Here is a 19,212-nt window from a genome sequence, read left to right as displayed (position 1 = left end):
CGCTGGCCGGGCTGATCGAGCAGATCGAACGCGATGGACCGTGCCTGATCATGTGCATGGGCAAGGGCGGGGTCGGTAAAACCACCGTGGCCGCCGCGGTTGCTGTCGCGCTGGCCGAGCGCGGCCACGATGTGCATTTGTCGACCACCGACCCCGCCGGCGACCTCACCGAAACCGTCGCCGGGAGCCTGGAACACCTGCAGGTCTCGCGCATCGATCCCGCCCGCGCGGTCGCCGACTACCGCGCCCGGGTCATGGCCGGCAAGGGCGCGGGCCTCGACGAGGCCGCTCGCGCCGCGCTCGCCGAGGATCTGCGCTCACCGTGCACCGACGAAGTCGCTGTCTTCCAAGCGTTCTCACACGTCATCGCCGAATCCCGGCGCCGGTTCGTCGTCATCGACACCGCCCCCACCGGCCACACGCTGCTGCTGCTCGACGCCACAGGCTCCTACCATCGCGACATCGTGCGCCAGATGGCGCCGGGCACCCGATTCGTCACCCCGCTGATGCGGCTGCAAAACCCTGAGGCCACGAAAGTTCTGCTGATCACCCTGCCCGAAACCACCCCGGTCCTCGAGGCCGCAGAGCTGCAAGCCGACCTCGAACGCGCCGGCATCCACCCGTGGGCGTGGGTCATCGACAACAGCCTCGCCGCTGCCGCACCCACCGACCCGCTGCTGCGCCGCCGCGCCGCCGCCGAACTCGACCAGATCCACAAGGCCACCACCTACACCGACCGATACGCGGTCATCCCCGCACTCGCCGAAGAACCCGTCGGGATCCCCGCACTCGCCGCACTCACCCGCCCCGCCCGCACCGCAGCCGGGTAACCGCGTCCTGGTGCCCGGAGGTGTCACCCAGAGTTCACTTGCCCTCGATATCGATCTCGGTCAATATCGATGTGTGTCTAATCAACGGGTGGATGTCACGGCGCCGGGCGCCGAACAGGCCGGATGCCAGGCCACAGAAACCATCGGCCGTGCACTGACCAGCGGCGAAGCCGCCGAGTTGGCCGTGATGTTCAAAGCCCTCGCCGACCCGGTGCGGCTGCGCGTGCTCTCGGCGATCGCCGCACGCGCCGGCGGGGAAGCGTGCGTGTGTGACGTCTCCGACGGTCTCGACGTCACCCAACCGACCATCTCGCATCACCTGAAGGTGCTGCGCGAGGCCGGGCTGGTCACCAGCGAACGCCGCGCCTCCTGGGTCTACTACCGCATCGTGCCCGAAGCGCTGGAGCGGCTGTCGCTCGTCCTCGGCCGCCAGGCCGGATTGGAGATGACCGCGTGAGCACCACCCAACAGGCTGCCCACCCCGCCGTGGTGGGCAAACTGTCCACCCTGGACCGGTTCCTGCCCGTCTGGATCGGCGTCGCCATGGCCGCGGGCCTGCTACTCGGGCGCCTGATCCCCGGACTCGGTGATGGGTTGTCGGCGGTCGAGGTGGACGGGATCAGCCTGCCGATCGCGATCGGGCTGCTGGTCATGATGTATCCGGTGCTGGCCAAGGTCCGCTACGACCGCCTCGACTCCGTGACCGGTGATCGCCGCCTGCTCATCGGCTCGCTGATCCTGAACTGGCTGATCGGGCCCGCGCTGATGTTCGCGCTGGCGTGGCTGCTGCTGCCGGACCTGCCCGAATACCGCACCGGGCTCATCATCGTCGGCCTGGCCAGATGTATTGCGATGGTGATTATCTGGAACGACCTCGCCTGCGGCGACCGCGAAGCCGCCGCCGTCCTGGTGGCGCTGAACTCGATCTTCCAGGTCGTCATGTTCGCCGTGCTCGGCTGGTTCTACCTGTCGGTCCTGCCCGGATGGCTCGGCCTGGAGCAGACCACGATCGACACCTCGCCGTGGCAGATCGCGAAATCGGTACTGATCTTCCTCGGCATCCCACTGGTCGCCGGATTCCTCACCCGCCGCCTCGGCGAGAAAGCCCGCGGCCGCGACTGGTACGAGTCGAAACTCCTCCCGCGGATCGGGCCTTGGGCCCTCTACGGGCTGCTGTTCACGATCGTGATCCTGTTCGCCCTGCAAGGCCACCAGATCACCTCCCGGCCATGGGATGTCGCGCGGATCGCTTTGCCGCTGCTCGCCTATTTCGCGATCATGTGGGGCGGCGGCTACCTCTACGGCCGCACGATCGGCCTCGGCTACCAACGCACCACTACCCTCGCGTTCACCGCCGCGGGCAACAACTTCGAACTCGCCATCGCCGTCGCGATCGCCACCTACGGCGCCACCTCCGGCCAAGCCCTCGCCGGAGTCGTCGGCCCGCTGATCGAAGTCCCCGTCCTCGTCGGCCTCGTCTATGTCTCCCTCGCCCTGCGCAACCGCCTCTTCCGCACCGACACAGCCGCCGCGGATGTGGCCGAAGGGGTTTCGCGGTGACCGACGACCTGCCGGTGCCGTCGGTGCTGTTCGTGTGCGTGCGCAACAGCGGCAAATCGCAGATGGCCGCCGCGCTCCTGCGCCACCACGCCGGTGACACGATCGAGGTTCACTCCGCCGGAACCGACCCCGGCTCCGCGTTGAATCAGCTGTCGGTGCAGGTGCTCGCCGAAGCAGTTGTCGAGGTCGGTGACGAACACCCCAAACCTGTCGATCCCGAGCTGCTCGCTCGCATCGACACCGTGGTAATCCTCGGCCGCGAAGCCCGCCTCGACCCGCCGCCGGGGGTGCGGATCCTGGTGTGGGATACCGACGAACCCTCCCACCGCGGCATCGACGGCATCGACCGCATGCGCCTGATCCGCGACGACATCGCCGACCGCGTCAACTCCCTCCACACCGAACTCACCACCGCCCGGAGCGCACCGTGATCGACCGGTTCCTGCACTCCTCCTACGACGAACTCGCCGCCCGCGCCACCGTCGTCAGCTACCTGCCGCCGCTGGCCGAACGCTTCGCCCGCCAACGCCTACGTGCGCTGGCCAAAATCGAAGGCCACCCCGGCACCGGAGCACCCGCGGTGTCGTTCCTGTGCACCCACAACGCCGGACGCTCTCAGATGGCACTCGGATTCTTCACCCATTTCGCCGGTGACCGCGCCACCGGCTGGTCCGGCGGCACCACCCCCGGCGACCGCATCGAACAAGGCGTCATCGACACCATGAGCGAAGTCGGTATCGACATCACCCGGGAAGTCCCCAAACCCTGGACCGAGGAAATCGTGCACGCCGCCGACATCGTCATCAGCATGGGCTGCGGCGACGCCTGCCCCACCATCCTCGGCGGCCGCTGCGAGGAATGGGACCTGCCCGACCCCACCGGCGCCGACCCCGCCACAATCCGCGACATCCGCGACGCCATCGAAGAATGCGTCCGCGCCCTCATCGCCGACCTCGACCTCACCAACTAACCAACGTTCGAAAGGCTCTGCCCCGTCATGGCATCCACCCCCAGCGTCCTGTTCGTCTGCGTCCACAACGCCGGACGCTCGCAAATGGCCCAAGGCTTCCTCACCCACCTCGCCGGCAACCGCGTCGAAGTCCGCTCTGCCGGAACCGAACCCGCCGACACGATCAACCCCGCCGCAATCCGAGCCATGGCCGAGATCGGCATCGACATCACCGCCCAAACCCCTAAAATCCTCACCCCCGACACCGTCCAAACCAGCGACATCGTCATCACCATGGGCTGCGGCGACAACTGCCCCTACTTCCCCGGCGTCGACTACCGCGACTGGAAACTCGACGACCCCGCCGGCCTCGGCATCGACGCAGTCCGACCCATCCGCGACCAAATCCGCACCCACATCGAACAACTCATCGCCGAACTGCTCCCCACATACACCACGAACTGACCAACACGACCCTCAAAGCTCGGCCCAGTACCGACGACCTATTCGACACGTTTTGATAGTTCGGCATACCGGCACCGGGCAGCCACCCCCGCAGCGGGGTGTTCGGGTCACTGATCCCGGGTGACCACACTCAGGGTGTGGAGTTGATCTACATCGGCAACGGCGGCACCGGATTCACGCTCGCGTAGCGGCGGGTGCTGCAGGCGCGAATGAGGGCCCCGGCGGCTCGGTCCGCCGGGGCCCTGTGGCCGACCGTAGGAGACGGTCATCGATCGTGTGGGCGAACGGGAAGCTGTGCCGCCGGACCGTCACGATGGCCGGCAGTGGTCCGACGTCTCCGCAGGGGCAGTGTGGAGGTGAAAGCACCGGGCTACACGGGAGGAGCTAGAGCTCGCGGCGGCCCAGCGAGGGTGGTCACGCCGGCTGGCCGGTCGGCGTGATCACCCTGGCTGGGGTCACTGAGTGACCGGCATCGGATCCTTCACGAGAGCGAGCGACGCAACGGGGGAGCCGGTGTGAGTCGCGGAGTTGGCGCGAGGCACGAGGATGTGGGTGGCGACTACGGCCCAGAAGGTGCGCCGGTCGATGATGTCGAAGTCCCAGTCCTCGACCAGGCGGTGCAGTGTGTCGACGATGGCGGGAACGTCGAAGTCGGTGGCCAGTGCGGCGCCGGTGGACTCGATGAGGCCGGTGACGTACTTGGTGGCGGTTTCCATCGTGAACATCTGTTCTCCAGATCTGCGCGGCGCGAACACCCGCATGGTTCGCGTCTGTGTGCCCCGACCTGGCGAACAGACCGCACACTGGCCCGCCGCCACATTCCTGCCCCAGCCGTTGGCCCACTATCGCGGCTGGCCAGCTGAAAGAAGGTCTGCGCCAATAGTTTTACCGCATCACCTCCAGGGTTGGGGACGCATGATGACAAATGTGTGCTTCGCCGCCGGATTGTGCGTGGGGTCGGCGACCGGTGACGAAATGGCGAGTGAATCCTGGAACCCGTGGCGGCATACCCCTGGGGTGTAGCCGCACCGATGGGTGCAGGGCGGATCTACGCCGTGACCGCAGCACGCGCCCGCACCGGTTTCACGATGCTGCTCGGGTTGGTGTTCTGCTGTGGGTCGGGCTTGGCCCCGGGTCACTGGATGCGATGCCGGCCCGGCGTGCTCAGCTCACGCGCAGCAAGGCCATGAACCCGTAGTCCATGTGCAGTTGCTGGTGGCAGTGCAGCAGCGACGCCCCCGTTTCGTCGGCGACGACATCGATCGCCATCTCCTGGTAGCCGCCGAGCATCACCACATCCTTGTGCAACCCCGCGGTCGGTGTCCCGGCGATATGAGTGACCTCGAAGGTATTGCGGTGCAGGTGAATCGGATGGATGTCGTCGGTGGCATTGCGGAATAGCAACCGATACCGGCGTCCGCGCGCCAAGTCGAACGCCGGTGCGCCGGTGTTCATGTCGAACGCGGCACCGTTGAGAGTCCACACGTTGAACGCGTCACGGTCGGCGTTGCGTTTCTCGATCAGCAGCTCGATCTGCTGATCCGGCGACGCCGTGCTCGCGGCGGGCCGGGTGAACAGGCGATAGTCCCACGTGAACGGCGGCGGCGGAGCCCACTGCGGCTCACCGGCGCGGCCGGCGTATTCGACGACTATGCCCATGCCGTTGGCGCGGTCGTCGTCGGACAGGTCACCGAGTATCCAGACGCCGGGGTTGGTCATCTCCACCACCGCCGAGACACGTTCGGCGGCACCGAGCCACAGCACCGGCACCCGCGCCGGGTTCGGCACCGGGTTGCCGTCCAGTGCCAGCACGGTGAAGGTGTGCCCGGGCAGCGCGAGGCTGCGGTTCTCGGTCGCGCTGCCGTTGACCACGTGCAGCAGCACCCGTTCGCCCTCCTTGACCCGGATCGGGTCGCCGTGGCCGAGCATGCGGCCGTTGATGGTGAAGGTGTCGTAGCCGACCTCGTACCCGTGCGGGCGGCCCGACGCGAGCGAGGCCGCCATCGCCGCTTCGCCTCGATCGCGCAGGTCCGCGAGCGGTTCACCGGCCAGGAAGTTCGCGGCCATGTCCCCGTCCTGGCTCAGTGTGGGACCGAACTCCTTGAGGGTGAGGATGACTTCCCGGTCGTAGGCACCGGGATTCTGCTTCGGCTCGATGTAACGGGTCCGACCTGGCCGTTGTACTGGCCCAACTCCAGGTTCGCGCCGGCGATCAGGTGCGTGTGATAAAACCGCAGGCCCGACGGACCGGGCGTGAACGACAACCGCCGCATCCCGTGCGCGGGGATGAACGGTGTGCCCTCCTCGCCCGAGCCGTCGACTTCCACCGGCACCGTCTGGCCGTGCCAGTGCAGCTGTTCCGGGGTGCCGGTGTCGTTGTGGACGTCGACCACCACCGGTTTTCCCTCGGCGAACCGCAGCAGCGGGCCCGGGAACTGCCCGTTGTACAGCGTGGCCGGCACCGAACGACCGGGCGCCACCTCCACCTGCCCCCGACCGATACGCAGCGTGTAATCAGCCTCGCCCGGTCCTGATGACCGGCTGCATCCCGCCACCACTGCTGCGCCCCCGGCTGCTACCGCCACGCCGGCCATACCGAAGAACTCGCGCCGGTTCACCCGCCTCACCTCGACTGCCGCCCTCTTCCGGATATCGGAACCGATGTCGCACCACGATATCGCGCACGGCCCGGCACCGTAGCAGCCACAACCGCCGGTTCGGACGTGGTCGGAACACAGCGTTCCGCTGACATTTTCGTGCGGCCCATCGCTGAAATCTTCTGCAGCGAGCTGATCGGATCTTCCTCTGCGGTGGGCCAGGTGCCCACTTTGTCGTGGCCGCCTCGGCCGGCCGAGGCGGCAGCGAACGCATGTGTGTACGCGCCGCTGTAGTGAGCGAAAACCGTTGCTGCGCAGAGAATTCGGGATCGTCCGCGTAACGGGTTACGACTATTTGCCCGGTGCCGCGCCGGAGACACTCGTGCCGTGAGCTGTCGCCGGTGGTGCCTCGCGGGGCGGGGCATCGAGGCTGGGGATCAGGAATCGTTGCAGCAGTTGTGTTTCGGTGTCGGGGTGGGCCGGCCACAGCAGCATCGAGACCATGGTTCGTATGAACCAGGTCGCGACGAGCGCGTCGTCGGGGTCGGTGCCCAACAGGTCGGCCACCAGCGCGATCAGCGCGGGTGATTCGGAGAACCCGGTGACAGCGCGGGGACCGTGCTCGGATCCCAGGAACGCGGTGACGACCGGTTCGGCTCGGGCCTCGCGTAACGCGACCGTGAGCGCGGTGTAGGTACGGTCGGTGCCGCTGCGGCGGGCGATCGCGGCTCCGACTTTCTCGATGATGCTGGTGGCGGCCCGGGCGAGCACGGTTTCGCGCAGGTGGGCGACGCCGCCGGTGTGGCGGTACACGGTGGCTCGCGAACAGTGGGCTCGCCGGGCCACGGAATCGACGGTCAGGTTGTCGAACCCCGCGCTGATGATCAGGTGTGTGGCAGCGCTGTAGATGTGGTCGGCGGCGCGATCGTGCCGATCGGTGGCCAGCAGCCAGTCCATGCCCATCGTCTCAGTATGAGACGACACCGGCCGACGGACGGTGGGAAAACCACACGTCGGTCGATAGTGGTGAGACGAGCGAGTCGCGCCGGGCACGCCCGTATGTGTCGACTTCGTTCGCATGTCTTGTCCGTGAGACTTCCGCGCCGCCACGGTGGAGTTGTGCGCGGCGCCTTGCTCCCGAGTCGCCGCTGAGCTGTGAACGGAGACCGGAATGGCGTCACTCACGCAGGAAGCGGACACACAGGTGCTCCGATGGTCGGGGTGTCAGTGGCGCACCGTGGTCGTGTCGTGCCTGGCGGTCGCCTTGGTCATCGCCGCGATGGCCGCCCTCTACACGGCGCTGCCCGCGCTGGCGACCGACACCGGCGCCACGCAGGTGCAGGCGACCTGGATCGTCGACGGCTACACCCTGGCCCTGGCCTGTCTGGTCTTGCCCGCGGGTTCGATCAGCGATCGCTACGGCCGCCGCCGGGTACTGATCGCCGGGCTCGGGGTATTCGCCATCGCCTCCGCCGTTCCGCTGTTCACTTCGGCACTGGCCGGCCTGATCGCGGCTCGAGTGGTGGCCGGCGCCGGGGCGGCGATGGTGATGCCGTCGACCTTGTCGTTGATCACCGCGGGATTCCCCGAGCGGTCCGCACCCCGGGCGATCGGCATGTGGGCCGGATTCGCCGGCGTCGGCGGCATGCTGGGCCTGGTCGGGTCCGGGTTGTTGCTGCAGCACTGGTCGTGGCAGTCCATCTTCAGCGGACTCGCGGTCGCAGCGGTGATACTGCTCGCGGCAGCGTTCTCACTGCAGGAATCGCGAGCGGCAACCACGATTCGGCTGGATCCACTCGGAGCGATCACCTCGATCGCCGCGATCGGCATGCTGGTGTGGGCACTCATCGCCGCCGGCGATCGCGGATGGGGCGACCGCTGGATCCTGACCGCCATGGCCGGGGCCACGGTCGCCGCGGTGGCCTTCGTCGTCACCGAGTTGCGGGTGCGCTCACCGCTGCTGCAACTGCGGCTGCTGGCCCGGCGCGGATTCTCCGCCGGTGCGGTCTCGATCACGATCCAATTCCTGGTCACCTTCGGGCTGTTCCTGATCAACGTGCAATACCTGCAGTTGATGCTCGGCTACAGCCCACTGGGCTCCGCACTCGCAGTCCTGCCCATGGGCGCCGGCGTGGTCGCCCTGTCGATATTCTCCCCGCGACTCGCCGCCCGCTACGGACTGCGTCTGCCCACCACGGCAGGATTCATCGCTCTCACCGCCGGACTACTGCTGATGAGCCGACAAACACCCGCCTCCGGCTATCCGGGAGTTCTCGTTCCACTGCTGGTCATCAGCTTCGGTCTCGGCCTGGCCGCCGCACCGGCCACCGCAGCCATCATCACCGAAACCGACACCGACCACCACGGCGTCGCCGCCGCCGTCAACGACGCCGCCCGCGAGATCGGCGCCGCCATCGGCATCGCCATCGCAGGCACCGTCCTCGCCGCCGGGTACCGGTCCACCATCACCCCCACCCTCGAACACATCCCCGAACCCGCACGCACCCCGCTGGCCCACTCCCTCGCCGCCACAACACAACTCGCCGACCGAGTAGGACCCCGAGCACAACCACTACTCGAAGTTTCCCGCACCGCATTCCTCCACGGCCTCCACCTCACCGCCCTCACCCTCGCCGCCCTCACCCTCATCACCGCGATCGCTCTCACCGTCTGGGCGCCCGGACGACCCCATCGAACGGCCACAAACCACGACAACGCCTGAGCGGCAACGCTTCACGGCGATTCGCCACCACAGAATCCCTGCCACACGACCGAAAACCGGACGTACCAACTCCGGTGCCACCTACCCCTTCGGCACGAACTGACATGTCGCCCTTCAACACACCAGGCAGCCACCCGACAAGCAGAGTGTTCGGATTCGCTGATCCACGACCCAGGTCACGGTAGTGCGCCGCCGTTATCGCGGTAGCTGACGAATCGGGCCGATGTGTTCACTGCGCCGTCGGCATCGAATCATCCAGATCCCAGGTCTGCCCGCGCCCGTTCAGCGATCTCGTCGATGCTGGTGTCGTTCAGGAGCTTCTGGATCGCCGTGATCCCTACGGTCGCGACTCGGCGCCACTCGTCGTCGTCTGTGAGTGCACCCGGATGATCATCGAGGTAGCTTCGGACTACCGCCAAGGAGGAGCCGGGTTCGGCCTGCATGGCTGTCAGCGCGCGGTCGCGGCGGGCGAGGAGGGGACCCATCTCGCTGCCCACGATCCGCACTGCGGCTTCCGCGCGCAGATGCGATTGCATGAACTGCGGAAGTTTGTTCATTTCCGCTGCGATAGCGGCACGGTCCGGTGGATGGGCGTTCAATGCGGCACTGATTGTCGTCAGCTGGCCGTCGAGGTCCATGAAGGAAGTGACGTACTGCGTGTACACCTCACGACGATCCTTCCGCACCGCCTGAGCTGCGGTGAAGTGCTCCTGTCGGCTCATCTCGGAGTTGCTCACACTGGTGGATGCCCACGCTGATATCCCAGCCGAGATCACAGCGGCAGCGACCGCGGTGATCAGTGCATATCGTCCGCTTCGTGTCGCGATCCGTAGATCGCGCTGAAGTGCTGCCAAGTCGAACGAGGACGCTGGGACCGAAGGTTCGGCCGGACCGGCGGATTCTGGAGGAATCCTCGGTGTAGGGGTCTCGTCTTCCATGAGCTCAAATTACGTAGGAGCCGGCCCTCGAAGAACCAGACGCGCACGAGAGTGATCAGCTTTTTTCGATGGCCCCCCGGACGTCGCTGAGGAGTTCAGCGACGTGCTTGCCGGTGGCTTCGGTGAGCATTTCGAGTTCGGGCCCATGCCGACGGACTCGGCGATCTGGGCTGCCGGCGGCCGGGCCGGAGCTTTTGGCTGAGTCACAGCATTCGCCGGGCGCCGATAGCATTCGGAGGCGGCCGCCATCGCCTGATTTCGCAGAGGAGCTCTCCATGTCACAGCCACCGCGTGGCGACCAGCATCCCGTTGTGGTCGACTTCCGGGCCAAGCGGAGAGACAACTGGCAGCTGCGGGCGGCCGACTGGATCACGCGGTTCGCCGGGTCGATGCCGTTCGTCTATCTCCACACGGCGGGGTTCGCCGGTTGGATGCTTCTCTGTGAGGACAGCCCGTGGCCGACACTGACGCTCGTGGTGTCGCTGGAGGCGATCTTCTTGTCGACGTTCGTCATGATCGGGCAGAATCGCGCGGCGGAGTTCCAGCAGCTGAAAGCCGACCACGACTTCGCCGAGGAAGAGCTGGAACTCAAGACCAATACCGAACTCACCCGTGCGATTCACGAGATGACCACCGAGTTGCATCGCAGGATCATCATCGACGAGAAGGTATCCGGCGGCGCCGAGAAGCCTTGATACCGCAGCCGTCTTGCGTGAGGCTGCGCTGACCTGATCGTTCGCTGATCAGTGTGCCGGTGCTCTGGTGTGAGTGTGCTGGGTGAGGAACAGGGCCGCGCGGTCGAGCGCCTCGTCCGCCTCGTCGAGCATGCCCGCGAAGGCCTGGAACACGTGCGGCACGTCGGCGGTGACGTCCAGGATGACGTCCACTCCCGCCGCCCGCGCCCGCGCGGCGAGGCGGGTCGAGTCGTCGAGCAGGATCTCGTTGGTGCCCACCTGGATCAGCATCGGAGGAAAGCCGGTGAGGTCGGCGAGGACGGCGGGGCTGAGCAGGGGTTGATGCGGGTCGGCGCCGGCGAGGTACATAGCTCCGGTGTGTTCGACGGCCTGCCGGGTGAAGATCGGGTCGACGTCTTCCTTGGTGCGCATGCTGTCGCCGGTGCGGGTGGCGTCGAGGCCGGGGGAGAACGCGACGATGGCGGCGGGCAGCGGCAGGCCCGCGTCGCGGGCGGCCAGACAGGTGGTGACAGTGAGGCCGCCGCCTGCCGAGTCCCCGGCGAAAGCGATGGTCGAAGGATCTATTCCGGTGTCGAGCAGGGCACGGTAGGCGGCGAGGGTGTCCTCGATCGCGGCCGGGAACGGGTGCTCGGGTGCGAGCCGATAGTCCAGGGAGTAGGACGCGAAGCCGGTCTTGGCCACGAGATGTCCGGTCAGCGACAGCGCGGTCTCCGGGGAGCCGAAGACGAAGCCGCCGCCGTGGAAGTACAGGATCGTCGCGGCGCCGGGCTCGTCGTCCGGCTCGACCCGCAGTGCGGGTCGGTTGCCGAGCGTCGTCGGCGCGGTGTGGATGTCGGCCGGGACGATCATCCGGGCCATCAGCGTCGCGAAGCCGGTGCGCAGCGCCTCGACGGACCGGGTGCCCGCGGGCCGCGGCTGCCGCAGCATCGCGTCGACGAGGGCCCGCTGTTGCTCACTCATGGTTGTGCTCCTCCCGGAAGTAGATTCCGTTACACTATATGCCGTGGAATATAAATCGGGCGGTGACGTCGACCTCACACGCTTCTTCGCCGACTTGGTGCGGTGCGAGACGCGTCTGTACAACGCCCTCAACGACCGTCTGCGCGAGCGGCACGGGATCGTCACCTCACAGTTCGAGTTCCTGCGCTTCCTGCGTGATCGCCCGGGATCGCGCGTGGCCGACCTCGCCGCCGAATTCGCCATCGGAGTCGGTGCCACCAGCAAGGGCGTCGACCGTCTGGAGGCACGGGGATGGGTTGTGCGGCAACCGAATCCGTCCGATCGCCGGTCCTCGCTGCTGGCCCTGACCGCCGACGGCGCGCGGCTGTTCGACGCGGCGGAGCAGACGGTCGCGGCCGGCCTCGCCGAGCTGATCGGCGACATTGTCGACGGTTCCCCCGACGCCGTCCGCGCCATCGCGGAACTACGGGTTACGTTGGAGCGCAACCAGATCGGCACGCCCGCCGGTTGATCGACATCACCCTCGACGGCAATGGCGCGACCGCGGCACCCCCGCAGCGTGCGTCAGCGGCAGGTGGCGGAGTGGGAATTTCCGCCGATCTGGGAGATGAGGCCGCGGGGGAGCAGCACGCCGTAGAGGGAGATGTCGAGGCTGCAGATGAAGCCGTTGCCGTAGGTGCCGTCGCTGCTGAATTTTCCTATGTCGGCGAAGATGTTCTGTGCGTCCACCGCGGTGCGGTCGAGTCCGGCGCCGTTGGCCAGCAGGACGGCGAGGGCGTTGGTGGTCGCATTTTGTGCCGCAGTGATCTTCGGCTCGACCTGGGTGAACATGCCGGCCATGGCGGAGGTGGTCTTCGCGATCCGGGTGGTGCTGGTTTGCAGGGCCTGGCCTTGGTCGTAGAGGCCGCCGATCAGCGCGCGGGTCTGGGTGACCAGTGTTTCGAACTCACCGCCGCGTGCGGCCAGTCGTTGCATGACCGTGGACAGTTGGGTGATCACGTCGGCGAGGATGACGTCGCGTCGCTGCCAATCGCCGGCGAGGGCGACTGCCTGGGTGATGAAGCTGCTCAGCGATACGCCGTCGCCCTGCAAGGCCTGGATCAAGGTGTTGGAGAGGTCGTTGACCTGCTGTGTGTTCAGGGTGTCGAACAGTGGCTGGAAACCGTTGAGCAGACCGGAGATATCGAAGGACGGCTCGGTCTGCTCGAGCGGTATCGAACCGTTGTCGGGAAGCGGGGCGGGGTTGCCCTTGGTGCCGGGTTCGAGCGCCACATACCGTTGGCCGAGCAGATTCTGGTAGCGCACCAATGCCCTGGTGTCGCCGAAGACGGTCTGCCCGCGCTGGAGGATGAATGTGACTGTGGCGTGGTTGTTTCGGTCGAGCGCGATCGTGACGACCTTGCCGACTCGCACACCGGCGACGCGGACGTCGTCGCCGGCCTGTAGTCCGAGGACGTCACCGAAGGTCGCCGAATAGGTGTTGGTGGGGCCGGAGACGGTGCGGGCGAGCGTATTCCAGATCGTCGTGGTCACCAGGACCGCGACGACGGCGAACACGCCGAAACCCGTCAACGGCCTGGACAGGCCCGCGCCCCGGCCGCCCATTACGCCTTGTTCCCGAATCGGGACAGCACGGCGGGGATCTTCGACGCGGCCATCAGTGCCCGGAACTGCCAGCTGTCGTCTCGGGGCAGAATGCCGCCGCGCTGGGTGGCGTCGAGGAAGTCGTAGAGGGTCTCGCCTTCCACCATGAGTCCGTCGGTGTTGAAGTGGTAGCGGTCGACCGCTGGGCACTGGATGAAACGCCCGTTGCCGTAGATGACCGGCGCCGACTCGTCGTAGGGGTACAGCCGCAGCGGCCCGGTCCAGTGTCCGCTACCGATGTACCGGATGACGGTGCGCACGGTTCCTTCCGGTGTCACATCCAGATAGACCTGATCGGGGAGCGGGTCGTAGCGCCAGTCGGGGATGGCGTCGAAGAAGGCGAAGTTGTATTCGACGAATTCGTCGATGCCGACGATGGTGCGTCCGAAGGTTGTGACGTCGGTGTAGCGGATGTCGGGCGCGTAGAGCTCGTCGTTGATGCTCATATCCCGCACCAGGAAGCTCCACCAGTACTTCTTCGCCCACTCCATCAGCCAGCTGACGTCGACGCCGAAGCCTTGTAGAGCTCGAGTTTGCGCTCGAAGTCCTCGAACCACTGCAGGGTGGTGGCTTGTAGCTCGGCTTCGGGAATCGCCCGGATCGGTACTGCCCGATTGGAATTGAGGAATTCCGGAACCGGCTTCGACAACCGCGGCTGCCGCAGAGCCTGCTGAAACTGTTCCTCGTTGAACATGAACACCCTTTCACCACGACAAATGCACCGCCGCTTCCTGTGAGCGGGGGCGGGTACCACCAGGAATCTCGGTACCGCGATGAACGACGAATCGCTCACGGCGTTGCGATCCCGAGCCGGTCAAGGTGAATCATATGATTCATGTAGAATCACATGATGTCAATACGTGTCCGCGGCGGATGCGAGGATGGTTCGGTGAGTGCTCCCAAACTCTGGCGCGGCCAGACGCTGCAGGACCGTTCGGGCGAACGTCGCGAGCAATTGCTCGACTGCGCTTTCGACCTGCTCGGCACAGCAGGCGCCGGCGCGGTCACCATGCGCGCGGTCACTCGGCAGGCGAATTTGAGCCCTCGCTACTTCTACGAGAGTTTCGACAGTCGCGAATCGCTCGTCGCCGCCGTCTACGATCGCGTCGAAGGCGAACTGCGGCAAAGACTTTCGGCAATCACGCCCGGTACCTATCCGCAGGCGGCGATCCGGGCGGCGCTGGAAGCGTGCGCCGATTTCTTCGAGGAGGATCCACGCCGGGCGCGGGTATTGCTGCGGGAGCCGCTGGCCGACGACATGCTGCGTCGGCACATCACCGAGCGCACACCCGAGGCGGTGCGGGCGGTGGCGCCGCTTCTCGGCAGTGGCGCCGAGGCACTGTTCGCCAGTAGCGACGCCGCCCTCGCCACCATCGGCACCGCGTTGGCCGGCGCGCTGACGGCTGTGTACCTGGAATGGATCGACGCGCACCTGACGATCGACAGAGACCGGCTCGTCGATGTCAGTGTCGGCATCGTGACCGCGTTGCTCGGCGTCGGCCTCGGAAGCTGACCGACCGCACGCCTTGTCCTTCGGGATCGGCTGCGCATGCCGGCCGTGATTACCGGCTTCGGGCGCGCCTGCCCCGTGTTAGCTTCTTGGCCGTGAGCTTCGAACCGGCCGATGGTATCGAGCTGCGCCCGTCCGATTCCGCCTATGTCGAGCTGGTCTATCGGGCCGGGCCGGTCGCCGGGGCGGTACCGGCGCGGATGCGGTCCGTCGCGAATTCGAACTGGGAGCTGGTCGTGTGGCGCGACGGTGGGCAGACGCACGTTTCGGTCCGCGGACCCGAGACCGGCCCCACGGTGGTGGAACTGGGGCCGGGTACGGGGGAAACGCTCGGAATCATCTTCCGGCACGGCGCGTTTCTCGCGCCGATGCCGGTGCCGGGGCTGGTCGACACCGCGGTGTCGAGTCCGCACACCACGGCCCGCTCGTTCGTGCTGCAGGGCGAGGAATGGGAAATCCCGTCCTACGACAATGCCGACGTTTTTATCGACCGCCTGGTTCGCGCCGGACTGCTGGTGCGTGATCCGCTGGTCACCGATGTGTTGCGCGGTGATGGCACCACTTTGGTCACTCCGCGATCGGTGCAGCGGCGGGTGGCCGCGGCGACCGGGCTGACGCAGGGTGCGATCCGGCAGATCGAGCGGGCGAGGCAGGCCGTGCTGCTGCTGCGGCAAGGGGTGCCGGCGGTCGAAGTCGCACAGCGGGCGGGGTATCACGACCAGCCACACCTGGCGCGTTCGCTGACGCGGTTCACCGGCCGCACGGCGTCCCAGCTGCGGCGCGCCGACGACGAGGAGATGCTGTCGCTCCTGTACAAGACCGAGGTCGAGGTGCGCCCCTAAATTGTGCGGTGACGCCGGAAGCCCGGCACCCGAACACTTTTGGAGGCACGTCATGGCATTCACGCAGATCTACGTCAACCTGCCGGTCACCGACCTGGAGACGAGCAAGAAGATGTACACGGCGATGGGAGGAACGATCAACCCGGACTTCACCGGGGACACCTCCGCCCAGGTGGTCTTCGCCGACGCGGTCGTGGTGCAGCTGATGACGCGCGAGACATTCGCGACCTTCACCAAGCGAGACACCGCGGACGGTCCGATCGAGGTGATCAACGCGCTGGCCGTCGGGTCGCGTGAAGAAGTGGACCGCCTCGCCGACGCGGCGCTGGCCGCGGGTGCCACCGAACCGCGGGAGGCCCAGGACATGGGCTGGCTGTACAACCGGGCGATCGACGACCCGGACGGTCACTGCTGGGAACTGCTGGCCTACGATCCCGCCGCCATGGGCGACGGCAGTGCGACCGCCCAGGGGTGACGTCGGCGGCGGTCAGGCCCGGTCCGGAGATCGCGCACCGCTAACTTGTGCAACCGTGTGGTGATGCGCGTGAGCTGGGTGAACTACGGCATCCGGATGTCGTTGTGCTGGGGCCCGATTCGTCCCTGGTCGCAGATCTGGCCCGAACTGATGACGCTGCGCATCGACCACGGCGCCTGATCACCCGGCGCGTGCCGGCTCAGGCGGAGCGGCGTGGCTGTTCCGCCTGAGCCGGGAACTCCGATGCGGCTGTCAACGGGGTACCGGCGGCGCGGGCGATGAGTGCCGAACGCAGATACCACAGACCTTGGCTGCGGGAAGGGTCGAAACCCGTCAATTGACCGATTCGCCGGAGCCGGTAATCGATGGTGTTCGGATGGATATTCAATTGCCGTGCGGTACGCCGCCGATTCATATCGGTCTGGAAGAACACGTGCAGCGTTCGCAGAAGTTCGGGGTGATCGTCGAGCGGGGCGATGCGATTTTCCAATATTCGGCGGCCGATTCCGGGGCGGGTCAATTGATATTGCAGCGCCAGGTCGTCGAATTTGTGTAGTCCGGAGCCGATTCCGAGGGATTCGGTGGTGTCGAGAAGTTCATGAGTTCGCCGCGCAGCGGCGGGGATGGCCTCGGTGGCGCATCGGGTCACGACCGCGGTGACCGGCGCGGCGGCATAGTCGGCCACCACCTCGACGGCGCGGGCGAGTTCGGGTTCGGTGCAGACGCCGGAGGGCAGCAGGACGGTCCCGCCGTCCACCGACAGCATCGCCAGAGCGCGGTCCTGGAATTGGCGGGTCAGCGCCGATTGGATGCGGCGCAGCTTGCGGCCGGCGACCACGTGCCGATCGAGACCCGGGCGGTTCTCGTCCGGATGCGGGGCCACCCGGACGGCGAGCACGTAGTACTCGTCGGCGATCGGAATGCCGCATTCCCGCGCCACTTTCGAGCTCGCGTGCCCGGCGAGCAGCGCCGAGGTGAGCGTGTGCACGGCGGTGTGGTGGTCGCCGGAGGCGGCTTTCAGTTCGCGCACGTACGCCCTGCTGATGGCCCCGGTGCACAGGTCGGACAACTCCACCGCGGCCGTGGTCCACGCGATGACGCGGGCGCCACTCGGCTCGCCCGAGCGCGGGACGACAACCTCGAGGGCTTCCGCGAACGCGACGTGCATCGCGTGCAGCACCTTCTCGACCGGCAGGTCGGCGCGAGCCCATCGAGCGGCCGCGACCTGCAAGAACGTCGCCGGGTCGGCCGTTGCGGGCGCGCTGCCGCGTTCGCTCGCCCACCGCATGCACACGCGGATCACGGCCTTCACGTCCCCGTCGAGCAGTGGGCGAGGCAGCGCGGTGAAGGGATGAATCTTCGTGCGCAGATGCGACAGCAGGAGATCGGCCAGGCGTTCGGTGTCATCGGCGGTGATGAGCCCGGTGCTCGAGGCGTGCGCGATCGAAGTTTCCGGCGCTGATCGGATCGTCACGGGTGACCTCCTCGTCACGACTGCGGGTGGTGTCCGGCCGCCGACATGTTGCCGCCGGTCCAGGAATCGAAGATTAATGCGAGTCCTCGCTCACCTTCTACTCGGATTCGCGGACCGTGCTGCTGGTATATGACAGCGCTCTGAAGTGTGAAAATGCTCGTACTGCGGGCGAATTCGAGAGTGCGGAACGCGCATAACTGTCCCACTGCTCACTTTTGGCGCGAAGCTCGCGTCCGGGCCTCCCCGGCCTTGCTGGCATCCCCCGGCCTCCCTGGCGTCCCGGCGTCCGGCCTCCCGGCGTCCAGTTGTCCAGGGTGCCCAGTTGTCCCGGCGGGCCGTGGTCGGTGCAGGCCTCGTGCCCGCTCCGAATCACGTGGCCGGCCGCGTCGCGCCGGAATCGGTACCAGGCCACCGGCATCGATCGCCACCCCGCGCGAAATGCGTTCGGGGGTGGCCGATCCCGCGACCGCTGCGAGATCGGTGGCCTCGGCGGCGGGCAGGGTGGTCGGTGCCGGCACGGAGTGCAGAGACGCGGTGAGTGATCCGAGCCGTCCGAAGCACGATCGAATCTCACTTCCGGTGTCGAGTCGCAGCTGTGACCGCGCCGGAAAGAATGCACGTCCGACCCGTGAGCATCGAATTCCCGCAAGCCCTCGCATATCCCTCGCGCCATATCTCCGGCCCCGAACGAATCGACTGTGTGGATTCATGGCGGTCCCTGAATAGTTTCGTGAACCCATGAAGACATCACCACAACCGTCGCCGCGCGCTCGATTGTCTCCGTAGCGTTTGCTCGCGAATTCCGGAAACGTCGATCGGCGACTTTCCGGGCAGCGAATTCGACGATGTCAGGAACACCATGAAGAAAAGTATTCGCCGCAGTTGTACGAGTGCGGCCATTGTCGCGGCGGCCGCCGCGCTCACCGTGGGGCTGACCGGCGTCGGCGCCGGCGCCGACCCGGTCGGTGATCAACAGCAGGAGCAGCAGCTCGCGGAGATGATCACGCACGGGTTGAAGAATCCGTCCGCCCACGCGATCGCCGACAGCGGCAGCTCGGGCACCGGTTCGGCGTGCACCTCGGGCAGTGGCGCGGGCTCGGGCAACGGTTCCGGTGACTGCTACGGCGGTTCCGGTTCGAGTTCGGGCTCGTCGGGTGGAACCTCCAGCGACACAGTCGGTTACGGCCCGGCGCAGAGTTCGTTCCTGGCCGCCTTCGGCTACGGGCTGCTGCATCCGGATGTCGCGCCGCCGGGGGCCAACGACTGGAACTGCAAACCGACTGCGGCGCATCCGGAGCCGGTGGTGCTGGTGCACGGGACGTGGGAGAACGCCTACGACAACTTCTCCTACATCAGCCAGCCGATCCACGACGCCGGCTACTGCGTGTTCACGTTCAACTACGGCAAGTCGAACCTGATCCAGGGTGGCGGTCTGGGGTCGGTGCTGCCGGGGACCAACGGCACCGGCTACATCCAGGATTCGTCGAAGCAGTTGGCGCAGTTCGTGGATCGGGTGCTGGCGGCGACCGGGTCGCAGAAGGTGAATCTGGT

General features: G+C 66.9%; 22 protein-coding genes and 1 pseudogene. 13 read left to right on the top strand and 10 right to left on the bottom strand.

Annotated elements, in window-relative coordinates; translation table 11 throughout:
- The 6 genes from A5780_RS19970 to A5780_RS19945 form a co-directional block, all read left to right on the top strand.
- On the top strand, nucleotides 1–830 hold an 830-nt coding region (locus A5780_RS19970), incomplete at its 5' end, for an ArsA-related P-loop ATPase (RefSeq protein WP_156769574.1).
- Nucleotides 831–1,017: 187 nt separating this feature from the next.
- The gene (locus tag A5780_RS19965; protein WP_081879936.1) at nucleotides 1,018–1,287 is read left to right on the top strand and encodes a metalloregulator ArsR/SmtB family transcription factor; all 270 of its coding nucleotides are present in this window, start codon (nucleotides 1,018–1,020) and stop codon (nucleotides 1,285–1,287) included.
- The gene (gene arsB, locus A5780_RS19960) at nucleotides 1,284–2,390 is read left to right on the top strand and encodes an ACR3 family arsenite efflux transporter (RefSeq protein WP_063011959.1); all 1,107 of its coding nucleotides are present in this window, start codon (nucleotides 1,284–1,286) and stop codon (nucleotides 2,388–2,390) included. The genes A5780_RS19965 and arsB overlap by 4 nt, the downstream gene beginning before the upstream one ends.
- Nucleotides 2,387–2,821: a low molecular weight phosphatase family protein gene (locus tag A5780_RS19955; protein ID WP_063011961.1), complete on the top strand. Its 435-nt coding sequence runs from the start codon at nucleotides 2,387–2,389 to the stop codon at nucleotides 2,819–2,821. Before arsB ends, A5780_RS19955 begins: the two co-directional genes overlap by 4 nt.
- Nucleotides 2,818–3,360, top strand: a complete 543-nt coding sequence (locus tag A5780_RS19950) for a three-helix bundle dimerization domain-containing protein (RefSeq protein WP_082976587.1) — start codon at nucleotides 2,818–2,820, stop codon at nucleotides 3,358–3,360. Before A5780_RS19955 ends, A5780_RS19950 begins: the two co-directional genes overlap by 4 nt.
- Nucleotides 3,361–3,387: 27 nt before the next feature.
- Complete coding sequence (locus A5780_RS19945) at nucleotides 3,388–3,804, top strand: arsenate reductase ArsC (protein WP_064909236.1); 417 nt, start codon at nucleotides 3,388–3,390, stop codon at nucleotides 3,802–3,804.
- 455 nt (nucleotides 3,805–4,259) lie between these two features.
- Here A5780_RS19945 and A5780_RS19940 read toward each other — a convergent pair whose 3' ends face one another.
- From A5780_RS19940 to A5780_RS19930, 4 genes are all read right to left on the bottom strand, one after another.
- Complete coding sequence (locus tag A5780_RS19940; protein ID WP_063011965.1) at nucleotides 4,260–4,529, bottom strand: hypothetical protein; 270 nt, start codon at nucleotides 4,527–4,529, stop codon at nucleotides 4,260–4,262.
- A gap of 439 nt (nucleotides 4,530–4,968) precedes the next feature.
- Nucleotides 4,969–5,871: a multicopper oxidase domain-containing protein gene (locus tag A5780_RS41990; protein WP_231983019.1), complete on the bottom strand. Its 903-nt coding sequence runs from the start codon at nucleotides 5,869–5,871 to the stop codon at nucleotides 4,969–4,971.
- 14 nt (nucleotides 5,872–5,885) lie between these two features.
- Nucleotides 5,886–6,422: a multicopper oxidase domain-containing protein gene (locus A5780_RS41985; protein ID WP_231983018.1), complete on the bottom strand. Its 537-nt coding sequence runs from the start codon at nucleotides 6,420–6,422 to the stop codon at nucleotides 5,886–5,888.
- A gap of 330 nt (nucleotides 6,423–6,752) precedes the next feature.
- Entirely contained in the window at nucleotides 6,753–7,364 is a 612-nt protein-coding gene (locus A5780_RS19930) for a TetR/AcrR family transcriptional regulator (protein WP_197521809.1), read from the bottom strand.
- 208 nt (nucleotides 7,365–7,572) lie between these two features.
- Between A5780_RS19930 and A5780_RS19925 the strand changes: the two genes are divergently transcribed.
- On the top strand, nucleotides 7,573–9,123 hold the full coding sequence (locus A5780_RS19925) for an MFS transporter (protein WP_064909234.1): 1,551 nt from the start codon (nucleotides 7,573–7,575) through the stop codon (nucleotides 9,121–9,123).
- Between the two features lie 251 nt (nucleotides 9,124–9,374).
- On the opposite strand, the gene A5780_RS19920 is transcribed toward A5780_RS19925, so the two are convergent.
- On the bottom strand, nucleotides 9,375–9,860 hold the full coding sequence (locus tag A5780_RS19920; protein WP_156769573.1) for a hypothetical protein: 486 nt from the start codon (nucleotides 9,858–9,860) through the stop codon (nucleotides 9,375–9,377).
- A gap of 476 nt (nucleotides 9,861–10,336) precedes the next feature.
- Here A5780_RS19920 and A5780_RS19915 point away from each other — a divergent pair, with 476 nt between their 5' ends.
- On the top strand, nucleotides 10,337–10,756 hold the full coding sequence (locus A5780_RS19915) for a DUF1003 domain-containing protein (RefSeq protein ID WP_064909232.1): 420 nt from the start codon (nucleotides 10,337–10,339) through the stop codon (nucleotides 10,754–10,756).
- Between the two features lie 48 nt (nucleotides 10,757–10,804).
- Here the strand turns inward: A5780_RS19915 and A5780_RS19910 are convergent, their stop codons facing one another.
- Nucleotides 10,805–11,716 (bottom strand): alpha/beta hydrolase, encoded by a 912-nt coding sequence (locus tag A5780_RS19910; protein ID WP_064909231.1) that lies wholly within the window; start codon nucleotides 11,714–11,716, stop codon nucleotides 10,805–10,807.
- A 43-nt stretch (nucleotides 11,717–11,759) separates the two neighbouring features.
- On the opposite strand from A5780_RS19910, the gene A5780_RS19905 reads away from it, so the two are divergent.
- Nucleotides 11,760–12,227, top strand: coding sequence for a MarR family winged helix-turn-helix transcriptional regulator (locus A5780_RS19905; protein ID WP_197521808.1), 468 nt, complete (start codon nucleotides 11,760–11,762; stop codon nucleotides 12,225–12,227).
- 53 nt (nucleotides 12,228–12,280) lie between these two features.
- Here A5780_RS19905 and A5780_RS19900 read toward each other — a convergent pair whose 3' ends face one another.
- From A5780_RS19900 to A5780_RS41980, 3 genes are read right to left on the bottom strand one after another with little or no spacing between them, the layout of a single operon-like run.
- A complete protein-coding gene (locus A5780_RS19900) occupies nucleotides 12,281–13,321 on the bottom strand; it encodes an MCE family protein (RefSeq protein WP_064909229.1) in 1,041 nt (346 codons plus the stop codon).
- A complete protein-coding gene (locus tag A5780_RS19895) occupies nucleotides 13,321–13,851 on the bottom strand; it encodes a nuclear transport factor 2 family protein (protein ID WP_082976585.1) in 531 nt (176 codons plus the stop codon). Before A5780_RS19895 ends, A5780_RS19900 begins: the two co-directional genes overlap by 1 nt.
- Nucleotides 13,851–14,060: a hypothetical protein gene (locus A5780_RS41980; protein ID WP_231983017.1), complete on the bottom strand. Its 210-nt coding sequence runs from the start codon at nucleotides 14,058–14,060 to the stop codon at nucleotides 13,851–13,853. The genes A5780_RS19895 and A5780_RS41980 overlap by 1 nt, the downstream gene beginning before the upstream one ends.
- A 189-nt stretch (nucleotides 14,061–14,249) precedes the next feature.
- On the opposite strand from A5780_RS41980, the gene A5780_RS19890 reads away from it, so the two are divergent.
- The 3 genes from A5780_RS19890 to A5780_RS19880 all read left to right on the top strand — a co-directional run bounded on the left by A5780_RS19890 (nucleotide 14,250) and on the right by A5780_RS19880 (nucleotide 16,187).
- Nucleotides 14,250–14,873: a TetR/AcrR family transcriptional regulator gene (locus A5780_RS19890; RefSeq protein WP_197521807.1), complete on the top strand. Its 624-nt coding sequence runs from the start codon at nucleotides 14,250–14,252 to the stop codon at nucleotides 14,871–14,873.
- A gap of 92 nt (nucleotides 14,874–14,965) precedes the next feature.
- On the top strand, nucleotides 14,966–15,712 hold the full coding sequence (locus A5780_RS19885; protein WP_064909227.1) for a helix-turn-helix domain-containing protein: 747 nt from the start codon (nucleotides 14,966–14,968) through the stop codon (nucleotides 15,710–15,712).
- A gap of 52 nt (nucleotides 15,713–15,764) precedes the next feature.
- Nucleotides 15,765–16,187, top strand: coding sequence for a VOC family protein (locus tag A5780_RS19880; protein ID WP_064909226.1), 423 nt, complete (start codon nucleotides 15,765–15,767; stop codon nucleotides 16,185–16,187).
- Between the two features lie 199 nt (nucleotides 16,188–16,386).
- On the opposite strand, the gene A5780_RS19875 is transcribed toward A5780_RS19880, so the two are convergent.
- Nucleotides 16,387–17,661: a CdaR family transcriptional regulator gene (locus A5780_RS19875; protein WP_227463078.1), complete on the bottom strand. Its 1,275-nt coding sequence runs from the start codon at nucleotides 17,659–17,661 to the stop codon at nucleotides 16,387–16,389.
- Nucleotides 17,662–18,520: 859 nt separating this feature from the next.
- Here A5780_RS19875 and A5780_RS19870 point away from each other — a divergent pair.
- A pseudogene (locus tag A5780_RS19870) lies at nucleotides 18,521–19,212 on the top strand (lipase family protein); the annotation flags it as partial.

It is taken from the genome of Nocardia sp. 852002-20019_SCH5090214, assembly GCF_001665865.1.
Classification (GTDB): Bacteria; Actinomycetota; Actinomycetes; order Mycobacteriales; family Mycobacteriaceae; genus Nocardia; species Nocardia nova.
The sequence above is the reverse complement of the archived record's forward strand: the minus strand, read 5'-3'. Positions and strand labels throughout refer to the sequence as shown.